Raw genomic sequence first — 23,288 nt, forward strand, 5'->3', positions numbered from 1 at the left:
GGCGCCCCCCCCCGGCGGCGCCCGCCCCCCCCCGCGGGGGGGGGGGGGGGGCGCCCCCGGGGGGGGGGGGGCGGGCCCCCCCCCCCCCCCCGGCCCCGGTCACCGACACTTGCCGGAGCCGCTCCCCGTCCTCTGCTTCCGGAGGCAGAGCCTCGACATCGGACCCCCTGTTCGACTGAGTGACGGGGGTGAGCGGAGGACGGACCGGTCGGGGAGGTCGACACGAGGAAGGGGAGGGCGATGAGTGGACGAACGAATCGAGTGGGACGTCGACCCTGGATGAAGGGGGCGCTCAGAGGCGTCGTCGGCGCGATGGCCATGAGCGGAATGCGACAGGCCGCGGTGGGTCTGGGAATGATCGAACGCACCCCTCCCGAGGCCATGCTGCGCGAGGGGGTGCCGACGTTGCTGCGCCAGGTGCCCGAACATCGGCGCACCGCGGCCATCGAACTGACGCACTGGAGCTACGGCGCGGCCGCGGGCGCGGCGTTCGGCCTCGTGCCTGGGCGACTGCGAGGCCACAGGCTGACCGGCCCGCTCTACGGGGTCCTCTCCTGGGGCCTGTTCGAGCTGGTCTTGGCACCGACGCTCGGCCTGGCCCACGCACGAAGGGATCGGCCACAGGAGCGGCTGGCCCTGCTGGTGGATCACGTGGCCTTCGGTCTCATCGTCGGGGGGCCGCCCGAAGCCGAGATCACCGGCCCCGACGCGAAGGACCCCGAGCAGGAGACGGACCGAGACCGGCGACGAATATGACGATTCCGCCCGTCTCATGACGTTTGTTTCGCTAATGTCGGGCCACCACCACGCCTTCGTGGCGCGGTGATCGGCGCTCGCTCCGCCGTCCCCCTCACCTTTGAGACGGAGCCGACATGCCCGCGCCCCCATCCCTGCCCCCGCCATCCCCTGGTTCCAAGAAACCGCACCCGTTGGCCACGATCGGTCTGGGCTGCGCCGGTTGCTCGGGCCTGGGCGCCCTCGGGTTGATCGGCCTGGTCGTGCTCGGCTCGCTGCCGCCCCCACAGGAGGACCCCGCCACCGTGGAGGTGGCCGAGTCGCCCTCACCCGAGGAGACCGAACCCGAGCTGGTGGGGTTGTACCTGCCGGAGGCCGAAGAACTGCTCGACGGGTCCGAACTGGAACTCGGCGAACTGCTGCTCGCCGCGAGCGGTGACGACGCGGAGTGGACCCGTTCGGCGCTGGTCGTGTGCGGGCAGGACGTGGTCGAGGAGACCGCCGACCTGACGCTGGCCCCCGAGGGCGTGGACTGCGGTGATGACGAATCCACCGAGGACTGGCCCGAACTGCCGGACTTCGCCGGGGACGACGCCGATGAGTCCCGCTCCTGGGTGGAGGACACGGGCCTGACAGTGGTGGCGCGGAGCGCGTTCGGCGATGTCGACGATCCCGAGGGCACCACCGACCACGAGGTGTGCGGACAACGGCCCGAACAGGCGAGGGCCCCGTTCGACGACGATCTCCGGGTGGAGTTGTTCGTGGTCTCCAACGGCCAGGACTGTCCTGAGCGGATCGGTGATCCCCGCCCGGCGCCCGAGCCGGCCCCCGAGCCCACGCCACAGCCGGAACCCGAGCCGGAGCCGGAACCCGAGCCCGAACCCGAGCCGCAGCCGGAACCCGCCCCGGTACCGGGCGTGCACCCCGGGGCGTTCTGTTCGCAGCACTGGCAGTTCGGCCACACGAACAAGGGGACGCTGATGCAGTGCACGACCACCGCCGAGGACGAACGTTTCCGCTGGCGCGCGGCCTGACCTGAAGGGGCCGGGGGTTCGCGGGCGCGCTCCGGTCATCGAGGATCCCGCTCAGGGTCCGGCGCTCCCATCCCGCTCATGGCGGGGTGGGAGCGCTCGTGGTACCAGACCGACCCCATCGCCTGTTGGAAGGCCCGGGCGGGACTCAGCCGGTGCCGACCAGGCGGGTGAACAGGGCCGGGTCGACGTTGCCACCGGAGACCACCGCCACCGTCGCCTCCGGCCGCCCCGGGACGGTGTCGATCCTGCCCGACAGCAGCGCCGCCGCGGCCAGCGCTCCGCTGGGTTCGGCCACCAGTCGGGAACCGTGCGCCAGCGCGCCCACCGCGTGGGCGATCTCGTCCTCGCCGACGGTGACGATCTCGTCCAGGAGCGACGACAGGTGCGCGAAGGTCAACTCCGACAGGCACACGCGTACCCCGTCGGCCATGGTGCGGCCGGTGCGTTCGGGTTCCCAGGTGACCATGCGGCCCTCGCGCAGGCTCTGGGCCGCGTCGGCCGCCAGTTCGGGTTCCACACCCACCACCCGCGTCCGGCGCGGGCTCACGGCCCGGGCCACGGTGGCCACCCCCGACGCCAGCCCTCCCCCGCCCACCGGCACGACCACGGTGGTGACCTCCGGGGAGTCCTCCAGGATCTCCAGGCCGACGGTGCCCTGACCGGCGATCACACGCGCGTCGTCGAAGGGCGGCACGAACGCCAGACGTTCGCGTTCGACCAGGTCCTCGGCGGTGGAGAGGCGTTCGGCCGGGGACACGGGCACCACGCGCGCGCCCATCGCCCGGATGCGCTCCACCTTGATCCGCGGGGCGCCCTCGGGCACCACCACGGTGCAGGTCACCCCCTGCCGGGCGGCGGCGTGGGCCAGGGCCATACCGTGGTTGCCGGAGGAGTGGGTGATGACCCCGCGTTCGCGCTGGGTGTCGTCGAGTCGTGCCACGGCGTTGGTGGCCCCGCGTAGCTTGAACGCGCCGGTGGGCTGCAGACTCTCGGGTTTGAGCAGAAAGGGCCGTTCGGTGCTCGGCCCCACGGTGAGGGGTGTGCGCACCACGTGTCCGTGGATTCTGGTGGCCGCGGCACGGACGTCCTCGACGGAGACCAATCGCATGCGGCGAGTATGCCCCCGTCCGGTCGCCGCACACGGAATACTCGGATGTGATGCGTACCGAATGGACCCCTGACGACCTTCCCGGCCGGGACTTCTACAAAATGCTCACGTCGGTGGTGGTCCCCCGCCCGATCGCGTGGGTCTCCACCACGTCCCCGGACGGCGTGGACAACCTGGCCCCGCACTCCTTCTTCACCCTCTCCTGTGTGGAGCCGCCGATCGTGCAGTTCACCTCGGTGGGTCGCAAGGACTCGCTGCGCAACGTGGAGCACACCCGCGAGTTCGTGATCAACCTGGCGGCGGAACCGCTACAGGACCAGGTGAACGCGAGTGGGACCCCCTACCCGGCGAACACCAGCGAGTTCGACGCGCTGGGGATCGAGCGGGAGGCGAGCGCGCAGGTGCGCCCGCCCCGGGTGGCCGCCTCACCCGTGGCCCTGGAGTGCGGGCTGCACTCCACCGTGGGGCTGGGCGACTCCACCGTGGTGTTCGGCCGGGTGCTGCGCGTCGCCGTGGCGCCGGAAGCCCTGGTGGACGGACACCCGGAGATCACCCTGCTGCGACCCCTGGCCCGGCTCGGACGCAACGAGTGGTCCACGTTGGGCGAGGTGCGGGCACTCGACCGCCTGCCCTACCACCCTTGAGGTCCTCGGCCTCGAAAACCGTGCCCTGTGGTGGGCGTCCGACCCGTGGAGGAGTGGGTGGGCCGGACGCCCGAAGGGGCCGGGGGCGCACCCCGTGCGCGCGCCCCCGGGGCTTTAGTGGTCGTGCTCGTGGTCGACGGGTTCCTGACAGGCCACCCTGGGTTCGATGTTGACGCCCTGGTGGGCTCCGGTGAACTCGAAGACGGTGCTCTCCCCCGGTTCCAGGGCGCTGTGCTCCTCGGTCCCGGTCGCCTCGAAGTGGGCGCCGTGGTTCACCCAGGTGGCGCCGGTCATGTCCAGGATCTCCTGGCGATTGGCGAACACCCAGTCGACCATCCAGCCGTCCACGCCCTCGGCTCCGGCGGTGACCTCGACCTCCACCTCGAACCGGTCGTCGGTCTGGTCGACGACCGTGTACTCGGCGGTGCAGTACTCCTCGGCCGGCGCCTCCGTGGGTTCGGGTTCGGTGGTGGGTCCGTCCGAGGGTTCGGTGGTGGGTCCGTCGGTGGGTGCCGGTTCCTCGTCGCCGAAGACCACGTCGGAGCAGTTGTAGAAGGCCTCCGGGCTGTCGGAGCGTTCCCACACCACGTAGACGATGTGGCGCCCCTCCTTGTCGGGCAGGGCGACGTCCCAGTGGTACTCGGCTCCGGCGTCGCCGCCGCTGCGCAGCGGCGGGTCGACCACCTCGTCGATGAGTTCCAGGTCGTCCCAGGTGAGCGGGGCCTCGGGGTCGAAGCCGTCCTCGGTCACGTAGGTGAAGAAGGTGCCCGGGTGCGGGGCCCAGGCGTTGTGCCGGAACTCGACCGTCTCGTCCGCCGGCAGGTGTGTGGTGGGCCAGTCGGTGCGGGGCGTGTTGAACGCGGCGAAGTCCTCGCCGGGACCGCACAGTTCCCCATCGGCCACGTACTCGCGGTGTCGTCCGTCGGAGTCGGGGACGAGGTTGCCGTACCAGTTCCAGAACGCGTAGTCCCCGCCCTCGGCCAGGGCGTCGGCGCAGGCCTCGTTGGTGGGGTCCAGCGCGCCTCCGCCGGTGCCGCCGGTAGCGTCGTCGAAACAGGCGTAGGTGCGACTGGCCGGGTAGGTGAACGCGCCGTGGGCCTCGGCGGTGTCGGGCAGGGCGACGAGCACCCCGGCGACGGCGATGCCTCCGACGGCCGCGGCGGTCGCGATCGTCCCGACGATGGTGGGTGTGCGCATGGTGTGTCCCTTCGGGGCGGGACCCGACCGCGTGCGGGGGGTGTTCACGCGGCCGGGCGTGGGGGATGGAAAGGGTCTCGGGGCCGGTGGAACGTCAGTCCTCGGCGCCCTCCTCTTCCGTGTCGTCCTCGTCGCCGAACGGCTCGCCGTGCGACGCCGGCGCCGTGACCACGTCGACCTGCGACCAGAAGCGGTGATGGGTGAACTCGGGGGCGGGCCCGCCGTCCGAATGGGTGGGGACCGGCTCGGCCGGTGAGGTGGCGGGGGTGTTCTGGGGGACGACCGTGAGGCCGTTCGTGGGAGGCGTCGTGCCCATGGCCGCGGAGAGGGCGGGGCGCCTTCCGTGTCGGCGCCCTGCTTTCTGATTGATCACATCATTCTCCTCGGGGATGACCCTTCGATGCCCTTGGTGGTTACCGCGGGTGGGCGCCCACCTCCGAACCGTGCGAAAGATCCGGGGGCGGGGGGCCGAAAGGTGTGCGGGTCTGAGGATGCGTGGTGGATCCGGATGCGGCAGCGGCGGGGCCTGGCGCGACCGTTCGGGCACGTGGAACGTGGTGTGGGCGTCGATGTGGTCCGCCGCCCATGGGAGGGCTCCCCCCGTTCGGGAGCGCTCCCATAAGCGGTGCCGAAAAGTTAACACCATTGATGTTGCCCGGCAATGGGTGTGACCGGAGAAAAATCGGAACACTCCCACGACCGGAACCTGGAAGTGACGTGGCGGATCCGTGGCACCGCCCGGCTCCACGGATCCGCCACGACCGTCCTCAGACCCTCAGGTCACCCTCCGGGGCGGGCAGGGTCGGCAGCAGGTGCGCCACCCCGGCGGGGTCGCCGTCCCAGTCCAGGGCGCGGATCTGGGCGAGGCTGCGCCGCCCGGTGATCGCCCTGGCCAGCTCGAAGGCGCTCGCGCTCAGGCCGAGGTCGGCCCCCTTCTCGGCGTCGCCCTCCCCCAGCCGCCACTCCTGGCCGGTGTCGGCGGCCTTCACGTGTACCGAGGGGCGGTCGGCGGGCCAGCCTCGGGCCAGGCCACCCAGTACGAAGGCGGCGAGCTGGTCGGCGCCCTCGGTCTGGGGTTCCATCCCCAGCGCGCCACGGATGTCGTTCTCGTGGTGCCAGGTGTCCAGCGCCGGTAGGGAGTAACGCAGCCGGGTCCGGGTGCGCATGAGTTCGAGCAGGGCGGGCGCGCCCTCGACCCATTCCGCGGTGAGTTCGTCGATGCGTTCGTCGGCACGGTCGGCGACCTGACGGGCGGTGACCTCGTCACTGGCCGGGGGCGTCACCAGGCCCTGCACGACCTCGACGCAGAGGCCGGCCATGTGGGCGTAGGTCTGGCGAACGTCCCAGGCGGGGCAGGCCGGGACGACGGTGGCGAGAGAGGCCTCGTCAAGGCCCGCGGCCAAGGCGACGAGACGGTCTTGGGCCTGCTGGTAGATGAGCGCGGAGTCCATCGTCCAACCCTACCTAACACTGTTAGGGGCAGGTCCGGTCCACCGTCTCCGGCAAGGCTTCCTCCGGGGAAAGGAAATGACAAAAGAAGTCCAGGAATACACATCCGCGGTCTTCTCATGCGTATCGATGCGAGCGCGAGGGTAGGCGCGCTCCCAACCGCATGACCAGCCGATCCGAGGAGGTTGTGGTGATGCACTCGCAGGATGGGTCCGGTGGACCCGACAGCGGCGGCGGCCAGAAGACCGAAGCGGCTCGCGCGGCCGCGGGCGAGGTCGCGTCCACCGCGAAGGAGCAGGCACGGTCCTTCGCCGGTGAGGCCCGCTCGGAGACAGGGCACGTCATGAACGACGTCCAGGGGCGCCTCCGGGAAGAGGCCGAGGATCAGACCAGGAAGGCTTCGGGAAACCTGCGCCAGTGGTCACAGGAACTGGAGTCCATGGCCGAACACGCGGACACGGACTCGCCCGTGGGCGACGTGGTGCGCCAGGTCGCGGAAGGCGGCCGCGGGACCGCGGACTTCCTGGACGAGCGGGGCGTGAACGGTCTGTTGGACGAGGCCCGCGACTTCGCCAGACGCAAGCCGATGGCCTTCCTCGTGGGAGCCGCGGTGGCCGGGTTCGCACTCGGACGCATCCTCAAGGTGTCCCCCGAGGGCTCCGAACAGGGAGGTTCCGAGGGATCGGGGCGGGGCTCCTCCTCGGTCCAAAGCCGGGAGCCCGCTTCGCTGCCCAGGCAGGGCAGCCCGTCCGCGGGCGAGACGATCCCTCCCGGCGTGGCCTCCGAGAGGCTGGGGCGGAATCCGGAAGGAGGGGGGATCTGACATGGCGACGGTTCCCAGGCCCACACCGGGCACACAGGACCGGATCCGGCGCGAGTGGGACCAGGACGACCGGTCCCTGTCCGAACTCGTCGGGGTGGTGACGACCGACCTCCAGACGCTGTTCCGCCAGGAGATCGCCTTGGCCAAGGCCGAGCTCCGTGAGGAGGGCGCCAAGGCGGGCAAGGCCGCGGGGCTGCTCGGTGGAGCCGGGTTCGCGGGCTACATGACGGTGATCCTGCTCAGCTTCGCCGCGGTGTTCGGCCTCGCCGAACTCATCGGGCTGGGCTGGTCCGCCCTGGTGGTGGCGGTGCTGTGGGCGATCGCGGGTGCGGTCATGTTCGTCATCGGACGTAAGCGGATGCGCGAGGTCTCACCCACACCCGAGCGCACCATCGAGACTCTGAAGGAGGACGCCCAATGGGTGAAACATCCGACCGGATAAGGCAGGACATCGAGCGCACGCGCGCGGAGCTGACCCAGGACACCGACCGGCTGGTGGACCGCGCCAACCCGCGTAAGGCGATCGACCGTCGCACCCACCGGATGCGCCGCAAGGCCGGGGAAGTGAAGGATCGCGTCATGGGATCGATTCCGTCTCAGGGGTCGGGTGGGAGCTCCACCGGGAGCTCGATCCGACAGAACGCCGAGCAGATGACCGACGCGGTCAGGTCGGCTCCCCAGCAGGCCGTCCGGCAGACCCGGGGCAACCCGCTCGCCGCAGGACTGATCGCCTTCGGCGCCGGTCTGCTGGCCGCCTCGCTCATCTCCGAGAGCAGGGCGGAGCGGCAGGCCGCCCGCCAGATCCAGGACCGTGCGGGCTCGATGATCGAGCCGGTCGAACAGGCGGTCTCCCAGTCCGTGAACCGGGTGAAGGAACAGGCCACCGATTCGGCCCGCGACGCCGGAGAGCACCTGAAGGAGAGCGCCTCGGAGAGGGCGCGCTCCACCGGTGAGCAGGCCCAACACCAGGCGAAGGGCGCGTCGGAGGAAATGCGCGGTTCCTGATCCGCGCGGAAGGCTCCGACCGCCGGTCGTGCCCGCGTCGTCTCCCCGCCCGGTTCGGCCGCGGTGGGCGAGGCGGCGGAGCGCGACCACGCCCTTCGTCGACGGCACCGGCGAGATGGCGAGGAGCGGAGAAGGGAAGTGACCGATGGTCCGGCAGAGCGATCAGACACGGGGCGGCGAGCGCGCTCCGAGGGGAGAGGCCACGGCTCCGACCCGCATGGCGAAGTCCTCGTGGTGGGGCGCCCTGCGTAGGACGTTCCGGGAATTCAGCGCGGACAACGTGAGCGACCTGGCCGCCGCGCTGACCTACTACGCGATCCTCTCGCTCTTTCCGGCACTGTTGGTACTGGTGTCACTGCTCGGTCTGGCCGGGCCGGACGCCACCCGGACACTGACCGAGAACGCCTCCGCGCTCCTGCCCCCGGATGTGGCCGGGCTGGTGAACACCGCCATCGAGAACCTCCAGGGCAGTCAGGGCGTCGCCGGCCTCGTCGGTATCGTCAGCCTGGCCGTGGCCCTGTGGTCGGCCTCGGGGTACATCGCCGCCTTCATGCGGGCGTCCAACGTCGTCTACGACGTACCGGAGGGGCGTCCCATATGGAAGACGCTGCCCATCCGCGTCGGCGTCACCCTGATGCTGGTCGTCCTGATCACCGTCACCGTGCTCGCTGTCGCGGTCTCGGGCGGGGTCGCCGAGCGCGTCGGACAGTTGGTCGGTCTGGGGCCCACCGCGGTGACGGTGTGGAACATCGCGAAGTGGCCGGTGCTGCTGCTCCTCATGGCCTTCATGATCGCTCTCCTGTACTGGGCCTCGCCCAACGCCAAGCGCGGCTTTCGCTGGGTCAGCCCGGGCAGTCTGCTCGCGGTGCTGATCTGGCTGGTCGCCTCGCTGGCGTTCGCCTTCTACGTCGCCAACTTCGCCTCCTACAGCAAGACCTACGGGAGCATGGCGACCGTGGTGATCTTCCTCGTGTGGCTCTGGATCAGCAACATCGCGATCCTGCTCGGTGAGGAGTTCAACGCCGAGATCGAGCGCGGGCGCGCGGAGGAGGCGGGGCAGCCCCCCGAGGAGGAGCCCTACGTGGAGATGCGCGACCGCCCGAAGGGGAAGAAGGGCGGGAAGCCTCGGCGAGAACACGGCTGAGGCGGACGGAGGGCACGTGTGGGCTCCTTGAGGAGCCCACACGTGTCGTGTTCTCGGGGACCGGCCCCGCTCAGGCGCCCAGACCGGACATCAGGTCCGCGAACGACGTGGGCTCCTCGTAGGGATCGGCCTTGTCCGAGGTGTGCTCGGTGGCCAGGATCGCCAGCTGTCGGGCGGCCCGCTCGACGCGCTCGGACAGCTCGCGTCCACCGCTGTCCCCCGCTCCCCAGTCCTCGGAGGCGGCGTAGACGCCCGTGGGCACCACCACCGAGCGGGTGTAGGAGAACATCGGCCGCAGCGCGTGCTCCAGCACCAGCGAGTGACGCGGGCTGCCGCCGGTGGCGGCGACCAACACCGGGGTGCCGTCCAGCGTGCCGGGTTCGATCACGTCGAAGAACGACTTGAACAGGCCGCTGTAGGAAGCGTTGAAGACCGGGGTCACCGCGATGATCCCGTCCGCGTCGGCGATGTCGGCCAGGACCCCGGGCAGCTCACCGGTGGGCACACGGGTGGTCATGGCGTTCATGATGTCGTGGGCCACCTCGCGCAGCTCCACGACGCGCACCTCGACCTTCTCGCCACGTTCGACCAGGGCCTCCTCGGCCGCGGCGGTCAGACGATCGGCCAGCAGACGGGTCGAGGAGGGGTTGCTCATCCCCGCCGTGACGGTCACCAGCTTCCGGGTCATCGGGTCTCCTCCGTCTTCGTGGCGGTCTGCTCCTTGGCGGCCAGGAGCGAGGCGTGGTCGGGCGCGTCGGGCACGTGGGCGGGCTTCATCGCGGCGAACTCCTTGCGCAGCACCGGGACGACCTCCTCGCCCAGGAGGTCCAGCTGCTCCAGGACCGTCTTGAGCGGCAGTCCGGCGTGGTCCATCAGGAAGAGCTGGCGCTGGTAGTCGCCGAACATCTCCCGGAAGCCCAGAGTACGGTCGATGACCTCCTGCGGGCTGCCCACGGTCAGCGGGGTCTCACGGGTGAAGTCCTCCAGGGAGGGGCCACCGCCGTAGACCGGCGCGTTGTCGAAGTAGGGACGGAACTCCTTGACCGCGTCCTGGGAGTTCTTGCGCATGAACACCTGACCGCCGAGTCCGACGATCGCCTGGTCCGCGCTCCCGTGGCCGTAGTGCTCGAAGCGGCGCCGGTAGAGCGAGATGAGCTTACGGGTGTGGGTGGCGGGCCAGAAGATGTTGTTGTGGAAGAAGCCGTCACCGTAGTAGGCGGCCTGCTCCGCGATCTCCGGGCTGCGGATGGAGCCGTGCCACACGAACGGCGGCACGTCGTCCAGCGGTCGCGGCGTGGAGGTGAAGCCCTGCAGCGGGGTGCGGAACTTGCCCTCCCAGTCGACGACGTCCTCGCGCCACAGGCGGTGCAGGAGGTTGTAGTTCTCCAGCGCCAGCGGGATGCCCTGTCTGATGTCCTTGCCGAACCAGGGGTAGACCGGGCCGGTGTTACCGCGACCCATCATCACGTCCACCCGACCGTCGGCCAGGTGCTGGAGCATGGAGAAGTCCTCGGCGATCTTCACCGGGTCGTTGGTGGTGATCAGCGTGGTGGAGGTGGACAGGATGAGCTTCTCGGTCCGCGCCGCCACGTAGCCGAGCATGGTCGTGGGCGAGGAGGCCACGAAGGGGCGATTGTGGTGCTCGCCGCTGGCGAAGACGTCCAAGCCCACCTCCTCGGCCTTGAGCGCGATGGCCACCATCGCCTTGATCCGCTCGTGCTCGGTCGGAGTGCGTCCCGTGGTGGGGTCGGTGGTGACGTCACTGACCGAGAAGATTCCGAACTGCATGGCGTTCCCCGATCCATCTAGCTTCCAAGGAAATTACTTACTATGAAACTATCATGTCGAACCAGCTCGTGGGGCCGGGTATTCCATCGATCTTCGAGGGCCCGCGTTCATCCACAGGCACGCTCCGTATCCACCAAATGTCACTATCGCGTGATACCCCTGGTGAGACAGGTGAAGACACCGTCACAGCGGGCCACAGACCGGCCCGACGAGTGCGGGAAAGGAGAAGGGCGCCTCCCCGAAGCGCCCGACACCCCCATGGCCACCACCCTCGACCCCCGACGGAAGCCCCATCACCCCACCACCTCACCGACCCCACACCGTGCCGTGCCCCGGCAGCGTCGCCCACTCCACCCCGGCGAGGAGACGACCGAGCGCACTCGCGAGCCGGTGGTGCTCGCCGACGCCCTGGGCGAGGTCCTGATCACCCTCAAGGAACGCGAGTCGACCGCCGAGCCACGCTGAGTTCCGCGCACACGAAGGGCCCGGCATCCGAGCCGGGCCCAGTGTTCGTACCTGACAATCCTCCGAACGCGGGCCGCAAGGCCTCGGGCGGGAAGGATCACACCGGTTCGGTCGTTCCATGGATGTGCGCTTGAACCAGGCCGATTCCGCCGCCGACACCCACAACCCCGGGACCGTGCGTGCGCCCGCCGCACCGGGTGGCGGGACAGGAACGAGGGCTCCACACGAAATCGGGTGACGCGGCCCTCACCAGCGCGTGGCGGGTTCCACTCCCGGGCGATCCGAACGGCGTGGTCCTCGTTCAGGACGGGGTGGAAGATGGGCTGCCCGGGCAGCCTTGGGGCCCACTCGCGCCGACCGGGATCCCTGACCAGAGCGAGTTCCACGGGCCCGGTGGGGCGCCACGGGGTGGTCGGCCCAACAGGTGGGTCGAAGGTCGCCGCGACCATCGTCGACCATCGTCCCCCTCTTCCCCGACCGAAATCTCGAAGAGTATGGACAACCCGTGCCCCACAATGCACACGGTTTTTACCGACGACCCCGTAAATTCGTTCGTACAGGCGGGAACACTCCACCTGTACGAAGCGTTATCACAGGTGAAGCACCCCAGACCGAACCCCGACCCCGAAAATCCCACCAGCGTCTGTGAGAAGCTTCGACATCACCTTCAGACCATGCGCGGATGCACGCGCTCGTGTCGGCAATGGGGGTTTCCGACACGAAACCATCGCTGCATCCGCCTTCCCAGCGGCCAGACCGCACTCCGTGCGTAGGCCGCGCCGGTCGGGTCTCACGTTGGGGGACGTGGGACCCGGCCCAGACCAAGCGAATACGAGTGCTCGTGTCGTAAATGGGGGTTTCCGACACGAAACCATCACCGTATTCGCCTCCCAGCGGCCCCACCGTTCTCGGTGGCGGACCGCGAGGTCGGCCCCCACGTTGGGGGACGTGGGGCCGACCAGACCCGGTGGGGGCGCGCCGCACGGCGCGCCCCCGCTTTTTCGTGTCCGGCCGGGACGTCCCACTCCCGATCGGCCGTACTCACTCGCCCGCCCATCGGTGCGTGAACCGTGACCCGGCCCCTCTCGGAGAAGGCCTCGTAGACGACGCCCGTCCCGCGCCGATCCGCACCGACCCACACCCGGTTCAGGGCATCGGTTCGCCTTGTGCGGCGGGTGTTCGTGGACGGCGGTACGATGCGCCTGCACGGGAGGAGACCGAAGGTGACGGGGAACGATAGCGGCGGTCGGCCGACGATGGCCGACGTGGCCGCGCATCTGGGCGTTTCCCGGCAGCTGGTCTCCCTGGTGCTGGGCGATCGGCCCGGACCCAGCGCCCGGACCCGGGAGCGGGTACTGCGCGCGGCCGAGGAGTTGGGCTACCGCGTCGACACCGCCGCGCAGTTGCTACGCCGGGCCCGCAGCCGCCAACTGGGGGTGCTGTTCACGATGGCGCACCCGATGGAGACCGACCTGGTGGGCGCGCTGTACGCGGCGGCCGCCCTGCAGGAGTACAGCGTGGTGCTGAGCGCCCTGATGGCCACGCGCACCGAACGCCGGGCCATCGACGACCTCGTGGGGTTGCGCTGTGAGGCGCTGGTGCTGATCGGTCTGTCGGCCCAGGCCCCCGAGGATCTGGCTCGGGTGGCGTCCCGGGTACCGGTGGTGGAGATCGGGCAGCGCAGCGGAGCGGTCGACACCGACAGCATCCGAACCGACGACGCGGCCGGGACCCGGCTGGCCGTGGATCACCTGGTCTCGTTGGGACACCGGGACATCGTGCACGTGGACGGCGGCGAATCGCCCGGGGCGCCCGAGCGCCGTGACGGTTACCTGACGGCCATGCGCGACCACGGTCTGGGCGAGTGGGCCGAGGTACTGCCCGGTGTCTATGGTGAGGCCGCCGGGGCCCGGGCCGCGAACACCCTTTTGGCCCGAAACCGGTTGCCCACCGCCGTGGTCGCCTGCAACGACCAGTGCGCGCGCGGGTTGATGGCCACGCTGGTGCGAGCCGGACACTCCGTTCCCGGTGAGGTGTCGGTGGTGGGCTACGACGACAGTCGTGTCGCGGGGTTGCCGTTCCTGGGTCTGACCTCGGTCCGCCAGGACGTGGAACGGATGGCGGAACTGGCGGTGGACGCGGCGGTCGCGCGGTTGGACGAGGGGCGTACCGACAGCGCCCATGTGGTGTTGGCGCCCACGCTGACCATGCGGGAGAGCACCGCTCCCCCATGCCGTTGAGTCCACGCGGTCCCGGCGCGAGACAGATCACGTGCCGCACGGTTGATGTGGGCCCCTCAGACCTGACACCCTGGATTTAGCACGTGCCAAACCCGTGTCGCCCCGACCCTGGCGGCAGGCACGTTCTCTCGGCCGCCACAGGCCTTCGTGCCCCTCGGCGCACACTCCACGACCCGTCGCTCGACCACCTCTGAGCAAGAGGGAGGCACTGTCATGCCTTTGGCCCTGCTCGCCCTGGCCCTCGGGGCCTTCGCCATCGGAACCACCGAGTTCGTCATCATGGGCCTGCTGCCCGAGGTCGCCGCCGACCTCGGTGTGCCCATCCCCACCGCGGGGCACCTCATCTCCGCCTACGCCTTGGGCGTGGTGGTGGGCGCGCCGCTGCTCACCGCGTTGAGCACGCGGCTGCCGCGCAAGACCGCGCTGCTGTTGTTCATGGGCGTGTTCCTGCTGGGCAACCTGCTCACCGTGTTCGCGCCCTCGCACGAGACCGTGTTGGTCTCCCGCTTCCTGGCCGGCGTTCCGCACGGTGCCTACCTGGGTGTGGCCGCGCTGGTGGCGGCTCACCTGGCCGGTCCCGGCCGGCAGGCCACCGCGGTCGCGCGAGTGATGCTCGGACTGACCATCGCCAACATCGTCGGGGTGCCCGCCGGCACCCTGCTGGGACAGCTCACCGGCTGGCGCACCGCCTTCCTCGTGGTGGCGGTCATCGCCGGCCTGACCGTTCTCGGTGTGGCCCGCTGGGTGCCGCACGTGCCGATCGGCCGCAGCGGTGGCCTGCGCGGGGAGTTCTCCGCCCTGGCCCGGCCACAGGTGGTCCTCGGCCTGCTCACCGCGGTGTTCGGGTTCGCCGGGGTCTTCGCGGTCTACAGCTACATCTCCCCGATGATGACCGAGTTGGCGGGCATGCCCACCTCCGGTGTGCCGATCGTGCTGGCCCTGTTCGGGGTGGGCATGACCTTGGGTTCGCTCCTGGTGGGCCCATTGGCCGACCGCTGGCTGCGCCCCACCATCTACGGTTCCCTCGCGAGCCTGGCGGCCGTGTTGGCGTTGTTCACCGTGGCCGTGCACAACCCCTGGACCGCCGCGATCGGCGTGGTCGTCCTGGGGGCCGTCGGCTTCGGGGTGACCGCCCCGTTGCAGGTTCTGGTGATGAGTCGGGCGGGCACCGCGCCCAGTCTGGCCTCGGCCTCCAACCACTCCGCGTTCAACCTGGCCAACGCCGGTGGCGCCTGGGTCGGGGGCGTGGGCATCGCGATGGGTCTGGGCTACGCCTCCCCCGCGGCGATCGGCGCGGTGCTGGCCGTGGCCGGCCTGGGCATCGCGGTGACGGCGGGGTTGTTGGACCGCTCCTCCGAGCCCGAGCAGGAGGCCGTCGGCGAACCCGCCCTCGGCCACTGACACCCCCGGCGCAAGCGCCCGTGTCCCGCTTCGGGGCGCGGGCGCTTCGCTGTCGGTAACCGGTTTCCCCGAGGGGTTGACTTCCTCCTTTGTTAACGCCAACAATGTTGGCCAGGTCACAGCAGCCCCCTCATGGCCTCGTCCCTCACGTGGCGTAAGGGGTTCATTCAGTGAGCGCAGCCGAGAAGGGACCTCTCCTTGGCCACGAATGTTAACGCCAACAATCCGGGTTCCGCCGAACCTCCCCCCGACCCCGTGGTGGTCGGTATCGACTTCGGGACCCTCTCCGGACGCGCAGTCGTGGTCCGGGTCCGCGACGGCGCGGAACTCGGCACCGCCGAACGCGCCTACCTCCACGGGGTCATCTCCGACCGGCTGCCCGGCCACGAGGAGCCCCTCGAACCGGAGACCGCCCTGCAACACCCCGAGGACTACCGAAGGGTCCTGAGCGAAGCCGTTCCCGCCGCTCTGCACGCGTCCGGGATCACCCCGGATCGGGTCATCGGTGTCGGTGTCGACTTCACCTCCTGCACGGTCCTGCCCACCACCGCCGACGGAACCCCCCTGTGCGAGGCCCCCGACCTCGCCGGGCGCCCCCACGCCTGGCCCAAGCTGTGGCGCCACCACTCGGCCCAACCCGAGGCCGACGAGATCAACGCCTTGGCCGCCGAACGCGGCGAACCCTGGCTGGGCCGCTACGGCGGGCGGATCTCCTCCGAATGGCAGTTCGCCAAGGCCCTTCAGGTACTGCGCGACGACCCCGAGGTCTACCGGCGCGCCGACCGCTGGATCGAGGCGACCGACTGGATCGTGTGGCGACTGTGCGGACACGAGACCCGCAACGTGGCCACAGCCGGGTACAAGGGGATCCACCAGGACGGCGCCTGGCCCACCAAGGACTTCCTGGCCGCGTTGGACCCCCGCTTCGCCGACTTCGCCGCCGAAAAGCTCGACCACCCGTTGTCCCAGCTGGGCGAACGGGCCGGTGGCCTCACCGCCGAGGCCGCCGCCTGGACCGGCCTGTTCGAGGGCACCCCCGTGGCCGTCGGCAACATCGACGCCCACGTCACCGCGGCCGCCGCGCAGACCACGGCGCCCGGTCGGATGCTCGCCATCATGGGTACCAGCACCTGCCACGTGATGAACTCCGAGGTCCTGGCCGAGGTGCCGGGGATGTGCGGCATGGCCCTGGGCGGCATCACCCCGGGCATGTGGGGCTACGAAGCCGGGCAGAGCGGCGTGGGCGACATCTTCGGTTGGTTCGTCGACACCCACGTGCCCCCGGCCTACCACCAGGAGGCCGCCGAACGCGGGGTGTCCGTCCACGACCTGTTGTCGGCCAAGGCGGCCGACGCCCCGGTGGGCGCGCACGGTCTGGTGGCCCTGGACTGGCACAGCGGCAACCGGTCGGTCCTGGTCGATCACTCCCTGACCGGCGTGCTGGTGGGCATGACACTGGCCACCCGCCCCGAGGAGGTGTACCGGGCCCTGGTGGAGGCCACCGCCTTCGGCACCCGCACCATCATCGAGGCCTTCACCACCGCGGGGGTGCCGGTCCACGACCTCACCATCGGCGGCGGCATGGTCCGCAACCCCTTCGTCCTTCAGGTCTACGCCGACGTGCTGAACCGGCCCCTGCGGGTGGTGGACACCGAGCACAGCTGCGCCGTGGGGTCGGCCATCCACGCCGCCGTCGCCGCCGGGGCCCACCCCGACGTCCACACCGCCTCCGCCGCCATGGGCCGGGTCCGCCCCGACACCGTCGACCCCGATCCGCGCCGGGCCGCGGCCTACGACGCCCTGTTCGAGGTCTACACCGAACTGCACGACCACTTCGGGCGCGGCGGCACCGACAGCCTGCACCGGTTGCGGGCCCTGCGACAGGACGCGCTCACCTCCGACGACGCCACCCAGGGAGTGCGATGACCTCCATCGACGACATCCAAGGCCTGCTGACGCGCCACCGCGCCGAGGTGGAACACGTGCGTGAACACGTGTGCGGGCTGCACGCCGAACTGACCCGGTGGGACCTGGTCACCTGGACCAGCGGCAACATCTCGGCCCGGGTGCCCCACACCGACCTGATGGTGATCAAACCCAGCGGGGTGTCCTACGACGACCTCACCCCCCAGGACATGGTCGTGTGCGACCTGCACGGCGCCCTGGTCGAGGGCCGGCACAAACCCTCCAGCGACACCGACGCCCACGCCCACGTCTACCGGGCCCGCCCCGACGTCGGCGGGGTCGTGCACACCCACAGCCCCTACGCCACGGCCTGGGCCGCCCGCGGGGAGCCCGTGCCCTGCGCCATCACCGCGATGGCCGACGAGTTCGGCGGCGACATCCCGGTAGGCCCCTTCGCGCGCATCGGTGACGACTCCATCGGACGCGGCGTCGTCCGCACCCTGGAGGGTCACCGTTCCCCCGCCGTCCTCATGCGCGGCCACGGGGTCTTCACCATCGGCGCCACCGCCAACGCCGCCGTCAAGGCCGCGGTGATGTGCGAGGACGTGGCGCGCACCGTCCACCTCGCCCGCCAGGGCGGCCCCGTCGAACGCCTACCCCAAGAGGACGTCGACGCCCTCTACCACCGCTACCAGAACGCCTACGGACAGTGAGGAAGCGACGTGCCCCTACCCACACCCCCCGCGACCGACAACCCGGCGGTGCGCGCCCACCGGCCCCGTGTCGGGTTGCTCGGCATCATGCAGCCGCTCTACGACGACATGATCCCGGGGATCACCGAGCACCAGGCCGCCTACGCCGGCCGGGTCGCCGATCGCCTGTCCGACGTCGCCGAGTGGACGGTCGCTCCACCCGTCCGTGGTCGTGAGGACGCCGAACGCGCCCTGCGTTCCTTCGAGGCCGAGGGGCTCGACGGCGTCCTGGTCGTCATGCTCACCTACGGCCCCTCGCTGCGCGTCACCCGGGCCCTGTCCGGGTTGCGGCTGCCGGTCGCCCTGGCCAACATCCAGCCCGACCCCGCCGTCAGCGCCGCCTGGGACATGGACGACATGACCTACAACCAGGGCATCCACGGGGCACAGGACACCGCCAACGCGATGGTCCGGGCCGGGGTCGACTTCGAGGTCATCACCGGTGAGTGGCAGAGCCCGGACTTCGCGGAGCGGGTGGACCGCTGGGCTCGGGCGGCCCACACCGTCAGCGCGCTGCGCCGGTTGCGGGTGGGCGTGTTCGGCTACCCCATGAACGGCATGGGCGACGCCCGCGTGGACGAGTCCGCGCTGTTGCGCAAGCTCGGACCGGAGGTGCACGTGATCGCGCCCGGCGCCCTGCACCGCGCCATGGCCGACCTGCCCGAACAGGCGGTGCGCGACCTCATCTCCTGGGAGGACGGGGTGTTCGACGTGGACACCCGGTTGTCCAAGGAGGAACGCGAGGACCACGTCCGTATGCAGTTGGGCATCGAACGACTCCTGGAGGAGTCGGAGTGCGGCGCCTACTCCACCCACTTCGACGCCATCGGTGAGGACGGGCGTTTCGCCCGGCTGCCCATGGCCGCCGCCTCCACCCTGATGGCCCAGGGGTACGGCTTCGCCGGAGAGGGGGACGTCCTGGCGGCCTCGATCGTCTACGCCGGGCACCGGCTCGCCGGGGACGGTCACTTCACCGAGATGTACGCGATGGACTTTCCCAGCGACTCCATCCTGATGAGCCACATGGGCGAGGGCAACTGGCGGCTGGCCCGCGAGGACGAACCGGTACGGCTGATCAAACGCCCGCTGGGCATCGGAGGTCTGGACGACCCGCCCACCCTGGTGTTCCGCTACCGCCCGGGGCCGGCGACACTGGCGTCCCTGGTCTCCCTGGGCGGGGAACGGTTCCGTCTGGTGGTGGCCGAGGGCGAGGTCCTGGACTCCCCCGAACTGCCCGCCCTGGAGATGCCCTACGGGCAGTTCCGTCCCGCCTCGGGCGTGCGGAGCTGCATGGACGCCTGGCTGCGCGCCGGTGGCACCCACCACATGGTCATGAACTCCGGTCACATCGCCCAGGACTGGCGTGTCCTGTGCGAGCTGGCCGGTATCGAGTACGTCCCGGTCTGAGCGGCCGGCCAGGCGCCCCCCGGCGCCCGCACCCCCTGGGGAGGGCTCCCACCGGGAGCCCTCCCACCCCCGGCGCGATCACCGACGCCAGAACCCTGGCCGACGAGGACCCCTACGCCGCCAACACCATGCACGCCCCCGACCGGGTCGTCCCTCGACCGGCCGAGGACGTGCACCTGTCCGAGGGCACGCTCACCGCGGTCCTGCCGCCCGTGTCCTGGTCCGTCATCACCCTGCCCCCGGTCAGGGTCGACCCACCCCAACCGAGTACGGAAGAAGGCCCCGATGCCCCGACCATCACTCCTGTCCGTCGCCGCCTCCCTCTCCGGCGTCGCACTGCTACTGACCGCCTGCAACGGTGTGGGCGACGCCGCCCGCCCCGACGGTGAGAACGGCGTCATCGGCATCGCCATGCCCACCCAATCCTCCGAACGCTGGATCGACGACGGCGACAACATGGTCGCCGAGTTCGAGGACCGCGGCTACGGAACCGACCTGCAGTACGCCGAGGACATCGTCGAGGACCAGGTCGCCCAGATCGAGAACATGATCACCCGAGGCGTGGACGCCCTGGTCATCGCCTCCATCGATGGTGAGGCCCTGGGCGACGTCCTCGACATGGCCGCCGACGGCGACATCCCGGTGATCGCCTACGACCGGCTCATCATGGGCAGCGAGCACGTCGACTACTACGCCACCTTCGACAACTTCGAGGTCGGCGTCCTCCAGGGGCAGTACATCGTCGACACCCTGGACCTGGAGAACGAGGACGGCCCGTTCAACATCGAGCTGTTCGGCGGCTCCCCCGACGACAACAACGCCTACTTCTTCAACGACGGCGCGATGTCGGTCCTGCAACCCCACATCGACGACGGCACGCTGGAGGTCCTGAGCGGCCAGACCTCCATGGAGCAGATCGCCACCACCCGCTGGGACGGTTCCATCGCCCAGTCCCGCATGGACAACCTGCTCAGCGCCAACTACTCCGACGAGGAGGTGCACGCGGTCCTGTCGCCCTTCGACGGCATCAGCCTGGGGGTGATCGAGTCCCTGCGCGCGGTGGGCTACGGCACCGAGGAGCAACCGCTTCCCGTCATCACGGGTCAGGACGCCGACCTGTCGTCGGTGCGCTCCATCGTCGCCGGGGAGCAGACCCAGACGGTCTTCAAGGACACCCGCGCCCTGGCCTCCCAGACCGTGGACATGACCGAGGCCCTTCTCAACGACGAGGAGGTGCCGGTCAACGACACCGAGTCCTACGACAACGGGGTCCAGGTCGTTCCGTCCTTCCTGCTGGAACCGGTCTCGGTGGACCTGGACAACTACCACGAGGTCCTGGTCGAGGGCGGCTACTACGAGGAGTCCGAGCTCGAATGAGCACCGCTTACACCATTCCCGACTCCCCGGGGCCCCTGCTGCGGATGAGCGACATCCGCAAGGAGTTCCCCGGGGTACGGGCCCTGGACGGGGTCTCCCTGGAGGTGGCCCCCGGCAGCGTCCACGCGCTGATGGGTGAGAACGGGGCGGGCAAGTCCACGTTGATGAAGGTGCTCAGCGGGGTGCACCCGGCCGGTTCCTACACCGGGTCGGTGGAGATCGACGGCGAGCAGCGGGCGTTCTCCGACGTGGTCGCCGCCGAACGCGCCGGGATCGCCATCATCCATCAGGAACTGGCGCTGATCCCCCAACTCTCCATCAGCGAGAACGTCCTGTTGGGCCATGAGGAGACCCGGTTCGGCGTCATCGACTGGGGCGCCACCCACGCCCGCGCCCGTGAACTGCTGTTGCGCGTGGGCCTGGACGAGAACCCCGCCCTGCCCGTCTCCGCGCTGAGCATCGGTGCCCAACAGTTGGTGGAGATCGCCAAGGCCCTGGCCAAACGGGTGCGGCTGCTGGTGCTGGACGAGCCGACCTCCGCGCTCAACGAGGCCGAGAGCGACCGCCTGCTGGAGCTGCTGTCGGACCTGCGCGAGCAGGGCGTGGCCTGCGTGCTGATCTCGCACAAGCTCGGTGAGGTGATGCGGGTCAGCGACGAGGTCACCATCCTGCGCGATGGCCGCACCGTGGAGACCCTGACGGTGGAACGCGACGCCCAGGGGCGGCCATCGGTCGACGAGGACCGTGTCATCCGCGGCATGGTCGGCCGCGACCTGGACCAGCGCTACCCACCGGCTGAGGGCGCCGTCGGCCCGGTCCGCTTCGAGGTGCGCGACTGGACCGTGGACCACCCCACCCAGGCCGGACGGCGCATCGTGGACGGGGCGGACCTCGACATCGGGACCGGTGAGGTCGTGGGACTGGCCGGACTGATGGGAGCCGGGCGCACCGAGTTCGCCATGAACCTGTTCGGGCGCTCCTATGGCCGCTACGTCCGAGGTTCCCTGCTGCGGGACGGCGAGGAACTGCGCATGGGCGACGTCGCCGACGCGATCGCCGCGGGGGTCGCCTACGTGCCCGAGGACCGCAAGTCCCTGGGTCTGGTCCTGGACGACGACATCCGGCACAACACCACCATGGCCGCGCTCGGGCGGATCTCCCACCGGGGCGTCATCGACCCGGGCCTGGAGACGGTGGAGGCCCAACGGATGAGCGAACGCATGCGGGTGCGCAGCCGCGGGGTCGACCAGACGGTGCGCACCCTCAGCGGCGGCAACCAGCAAAAGGTCGTGCTGGGCAAGTGGATGTTCACCCGACCTGAACTGCTGATCCTCGACGAGCCCACCCGCGGCATCGACGTCGGGGCCAAGTACGAGATCTACCTGATCGTGCGCCGCCTGGCGGCCGAGGGGGCCTGTGTGCTGCTCATCTCCTCGGAGCTGCCGGAGCTCCTCGGCATGTGCGACCGCGTCTACGCCATGTGCGAGGGGCGTATCACCGGCGAGGTGCCCGGGGCCGACGCCGACCAGGAGACCCTGATGAGACTCATGACCCGAACCGGGGAAACGAAGTGAACCGACCGACCTCCTCACTCCCCCGCCTGCGGGAGATGCTGCGGGGACGCACCCGCCAGTACGGGATGGCCATCGCCCTGGTGGCCATCATCATCCTGTTCCAGATCCTCACCGGTGGGCTGCTGCTCACCCCGCTCAACGTCACCAACCTGATCATGCAGAACTCCTACATCCTGATCCTGGCGATCGGGATGATGCTGGTGATCATCACCGGACACATCGACCTGTCGGTCGGCTCGGTGGTGGCCTTCACCGGGGCGATGGCCGCGATCATGCTCAACTCGTGGGGTCTGCCGACCGTCGTGGTGGTACCGGCCGCGCTGCTGCTCGGCGCGCTCATCGGCGCCTGGCAGGGCTTTTGGATCGCCTACGTGGGGGTTCCGGCGTTCATCGTCACCCTGGCAGGGATGCTGGTGTTCCGCGGCGCCACGCTCGCGGTGCTGGGCGGAGAGTCCATCGCCCCGTTGCCGCAATCGCTGCGGGTGATCGCCAGCGGTTTCCTGCCCGGGCGGAGCGACGGACCACACCTTCCCACCCTCCTCCTCGGGTTGGCCGGGGCCGCCGTGATCGTGTGGATCCAGTGGCGCTCGCGGGCCCGTTCACGCGCCCGGGAGCTGCCGGTCGCTCCGGTCGCGGTCACCGCCACCGGGTCGGTGCTGGTGGTCGCCGCCATCATGGCGTTCACCTACGTGGTGGCCGAGCACAACGGGCTTCCGCTGGTGGGCGTACTGCTGATCGCGCTCATCGTGGGCTACGCGTTCGTGATGCGCTCCACCACCATGGGTCGGCGCGTGTACGCCGTGGGCGGCAGCGAGCGGGCCGCCGCGCTCTCCGGGATCCGCACCAAACGGACCACGTTCTGGGTGTTCGTGAACATGGGGGTGCTCTCGGCGCTGGCCGGGCTGGTCTTCACCGGACGTCTGAACGCCGCGACCCCCGGCGCGGGCACCATGTTCGAGCTGGACGCCATCGCGGCGGCCTTCATCGGCGGTGCCTCCGCGGCCGGTGGGGTGGGCAGCGTCGTCGGCGCGGTGATCGGTGCCCTGGTCATGGGCGTGCTCAACAACGGGATGTCGCTGATCGGGCTGGGCGTGGACTGGCAGCAGCTCATCAAGGGCCTGGTGTTGTTGCTGGCCGTGGCCTTCGACATCTACAACAAGCGCCGCGTCGGAGGCGCGGCGCCGATCATGCCGAAGTTGCGGTCGCACCGCAAACCTCCACGGGACCCATAGCATGTCGG

Annotated in this window: 22 protein-coding genes and 2 pseudogenes; 17 read left to right on the plus strand and 7 right to left on the minus strand. The window is 70.2% G+C overall.

Going from position 1 to position 23,288, the window contains the following annotated elements; translation table 11 throughout:
* Positions 1 to 312 precede the first annotated feature (312 nt).
* Positions 313 to 756 carry a hypothetical protein gene (locus tag ABZ717_RS21300; protein ID WP_358513277.1) on the plus strand — a complete coding sequence of 148 codons (444 nt, stop codon included), beginning with the start codon at positions 313 to 315 and terminating at the stop codon, positions 754 to 756.
* Positions 757 to 872: 116 nt separating this feature from the next.
* The gene (locus tag ABZ717_RS21305) at positions 873 to 1,769 is read left to right on the plus strand and encodes a serine/threonine kinase (RefSeq protein WP_358513210.1); all 897 of its coding nucleotides are present in this window, start codon (positions 873 to 875) and stop codon (positions 1,767 to 1,769) included.
* A gap of 145 nt (positions 1,770 to 1,914) precedes the next feature.
* Here ABZ717_RS21305 and ABZ717_RS21310 read toward each other — a convergent pair whose 3' ends face one another.
* Complete coding sequence (locus tag ABZ717_RS21310) at positions 1,915 to 2,877, minus strand: threonine/serine dehydratase (protein ID WP_358513212.1); 963 nt, start codon at positions 2,875 to 2,877, stop codon at positions 1,915 to 1,917.
* Positions 2,878 to 2,927: 50 nt separating this feature from the next.
* On the opposite strand from ABZ717_RS21310, the gene ABZ717_RS21315 reads away from it, so the two are divergent.
* Positions 2,928 to 3,521: a flavin reductase family protein gene (locus ABZ717_RS21315; protein WP_067603267.1), complete on the plus strand. Its 594-nt coding sequence runs from the start codon at positions 2,928 to 2,930 to the stop codon at positions 3,519 to 3,521.
* A 114-nt stretch (positions 3,522 to 3,635) separates the two neighbouring features.
* On the opposite strand, the gene ABZ717_RS21320 is transcribed toward ABZ717_RS21315, so the two are convergent.
* From ABZ717_RS21320 to ABZ717_RS21330, 3 genes are all read right to left on the minus strand, one after another.
* Positions 3,636 to 4,718 (minus strand): lytic polysaccharide monooxygenase, encoded by a 1,083-nt coding sequence (locus tag ABZ717_RS21320; RefSeq protein ID WP_358513214.1) that lies wholly within the window; start codon positions 4,716 to 4,718, stop codon positions 3,636 to 3,638.
* Between the two features lie 94 nt (positions 4,719 to 4,812).
* Positions 4,813 to 5,091 carry a hypothetical protein gene (locus ABZ717_RS21325; protein ID WP_358513216.1) on the minus strand — a complete coding sequence of 93 codons (279 nt, stop codon included), beginning with the start codon at positions 5,089 to 5,091 and terminating at the stop codon, positions 4,813 to 4,815.
* Positions 5,092 to 5,485: 394 nt separating this feature from the next.
* Positions 5,486 to 6,169 (minus strand): maleylpyruvate isomerase family mycothiol-dependent enzyme, encoded by a 684-nt coding sequence (locus ABZ717_RS21330; RefSeq protein WP_358513218.1) that lies wholly within the window; start codon positions 6,167 to 6,169, stop codon positions 5,486 to 5,488.
* 191 nt (positions 6,170 to 6,360) lie between these two features.
* Between ABZ717_RS21330 and ABZ717_RS21335 the strand changes: the two genes are divergently transcribed.
* The 4 genes from ABZ717_RS21335 (at position 6,361) to ABZ717_RS21350 (ending at position 9,139) form a co-directional block, all read left to right on the plus strand.
* Positions 6,361 to 6,990 (plus strand): hypothetical protein, encoded by a 630-nt coding sequence (locus ABZ717_RS21335; protein ID WP_358513220.1) that lies wholly within the window; start codon positions 6,361 to 6,363, stop codon positions 6,988 to 6,990.
* A gap of 1 nt (position 6,991) precedes the next feature.
* On the plus strand, positions 6,992 to 7,432 hold the full coding sequence (locus ABZ717_RS21340) for a phage holin family protein (protein ID WP_358513222.1): 441 nt from the start codon (positions 6,992 to 6,994) through the stop codon (positions 7,430 to 7,432).
* Positions 7,408 to 7,995 (plus strand): DUF3618 domain-containing protein, encoded by a 588-nt coding sequence (locus ABZ717_RS21345; RefSeq protein WP_358513224.1) that lies wholly within the window; start codon positions 7,408 to 7,410, stop codon positions 7,993 to 7,995. Before ABZ717_RS21340 ends, ABZ717_RS21345 begins: the two co-directional genes overlap by 25 nt.
* 145 nt (positions 7,996 to 8,140) lie before the next feature.
* Complete coding sequence (locus ABZ717_RS21350) at positions 8,141 to 9,139, plus strand: YihY/virulence factor BrkB family protein (protein WP_358513226.1); 999 nt, start codon at positions 8,141 to 8,143, stop codon at positions 9,137 to 9,139.
* Between the two features lie 70 nt (positions 9,140 to 9,209).
* Here the strand turns inward: ABZ717_RS21350 and ABZ717_RS21355 are convergent, their stop codons facing one another.
* Positions 9,210 to 9,827, minus strand: coding sequence for an FMN reductase (locus ABZ717_RS21355; RefSeq protein WP_358513228.1), 618 nt, complete (start codon positions 9,825 to 9,827; stop codon positions 9,210 to 9,212).
* Positions 9,824 to 10,927 carry an LLM class flavin-dependent oxidoreductase gene (locus ABZ717_RS21360; protein WP_358513229.1) on the minus strand — a complete coding sequence of 368 codons (1,104 nt, stop codon included), beginning with the start codon at positions 10,925 to 10,927 and terminating at the stop codon, positions 9,824 to 9,826. The genes ABZ717_RS21355 and ABZ717_RS21360 overlap by 4 nt, the downstream gene beginning before the upstream one ends.
* Positions 10,928 to 11,185: 258 nt before the next feature.
* On the opposite strand from ABZ717_RS21360, the gene ABZ717_RS21365 reads away from it, so the two are divergent.
* Complete coding sequence (locus ABZ717_RS21365) at positions 11,186 to 11,392, plus strand: hypothetical protein (protein ID WP_358513231.1); 207 nt, start codon at positions 11,186 to 11,188, stop codon at positions 11,390 to 11,392.
* Between the two features lie 97 nt (positions 11,393 to 11,489).
* Here ABZ717_RS21365 and ABZ717_RS21370 read toward each other — a convergent pair.
* A pseudogene (locus tag ABZ717_RS21370) lies at positions 11,490 to 11,841 on the minus strand (ADP-ribosylation/crystallin J1).
* A gap of 807 nt (positions 11,842 to 12,648) precedes the next feature.
* On the opposite strand from ABZ717_RS21370, the gene ABZ717_RS21375 reads away from it, so the two are divergent.
* From ABZ717_RS21375 to mmsB, 9 genes and pseudogenes are all read left to right on the plus strand, one after another.
* On the plus strand, positions 12,649 to 13,632 hold the full coding sequence (locus ABZ717_RS21375) for a LacI family DNA-binding transcriptional regulator (protein ID WP_358513279.1): 984 nt from the start codon (positions 12,649 to 12,651) through the stop codon (positions 13,630 to 13,632).
* A 213-nt stretch (positions 13,633 to 13,845) separates the two neighbouring features.
* The gene (locus ABZ717_RS21380) at positions 13,846 to 15,033 is read left to right on the plus strand and encodes an MFS transporter (RefSeq protein ID WP_358513233.1); all 1,188 of its coding nucleotides are present in this window, start codon (positions 13,846 to 13,848) and stop codon (positions 15,031 to 15,033) included.
* Positions 15,034 to 15,288: 255 nt separating this feature from the next.
* On the plus strand, positions 15,289 to 16,959 hold the full coding sequence (gene araB, locus ABZ717_RS21385) for a ribulokinase (protein WP_358513281.1): 1,671 nt from the start codon (positions 15,289 to 15,291) through the stop codon (positions 16,957 to 16,959).
* Entirely contained in the window at positions 16,956 to 17,651 is a 696-nt protein-coding gene (locus ABZ717_RS21390) for an L-ribulose-5-phosphate 4-epimerase (protein WP_358513235.1), read from the plus strand. Before araB ends, ABZ717_RS21390 begins: the two co-directional genes overlap by 4 nt.
* Before the next feature lie 9 nt (positions 17,652 to 17,660).
* Complete coding sequence (locus ABZ717_RS21395; RefSeq protein WP_358513237.1) at positions 17,661 to 19,097, plus strand: L-fucose/L-arabinose isomerase family protein; 1,437 nt, start codon at positions 17,661 to 17,663, stop codon at positions 19,095 to 19,097.
* A gap of 68 nt (positions 19,098 to 19,165) precedes the next feature.
* Positions 19,166 to 19,333 (plus strand): annotated as a pseudogene (locus tag ABZ717_RS21400) (alpha-L-arabinofuranosidase C-terminal domain-containing protein); the annotation flags it as partial.
* 49 nt (positions 19,334 to 19,382) lie between these two features.
* A complete protein-coding gene (gene chvE, locus ABZ717_RS21405; protein WP_358513239.1) occupies positions 19,383 to 20,474 on the plus strand; it encodes a multiple monosaccharide ABC transporter substrate-binding protein in 1,092 nt (363 codons plus the stop codon).
* Complete coding sequence (locus ABZ717_RS21410) at positions 20,471 to 22,048, plus strand: sugar ABC transporter ATP-binding protein (protein ID WP_358513241.1); 1,578 nt, start codon at positions 20,471 to 20,473, stop codon at positions 22,046 to 22,048. Before chvE ends, ABZ717_RS21410 begins: the two co-directional genes overlap by 4 nt.
* 35 nt (positions 22,049 to 22,083) lie before the next feature.
* Positions 22,084 to 23,280, plus strand: a complete 1,197-nt coding sequence (gene mmsB, locus ABZ717_RS21415) for a multiple monosaccharide ABC transporter permease (RefSeq protein ID WP_358513283.1) — start codon at positions 22,084 to 22,086, stop codon at positions 23,278 to 23,280.
* Positions 23,281 to 23,288 lie beyond the last annotated feature (8 nt).

The organism is Nocardiopsis sp. NPDC006832, from assembly GCF_040635885.1.
In the GTDB taxonomy this organism is placed as follows: domain Bacteria; phylum Actinomycetota; class Actinomycetes; order Streptosporangiales; family Streptosporangiaceae; genus Nocardiopsis.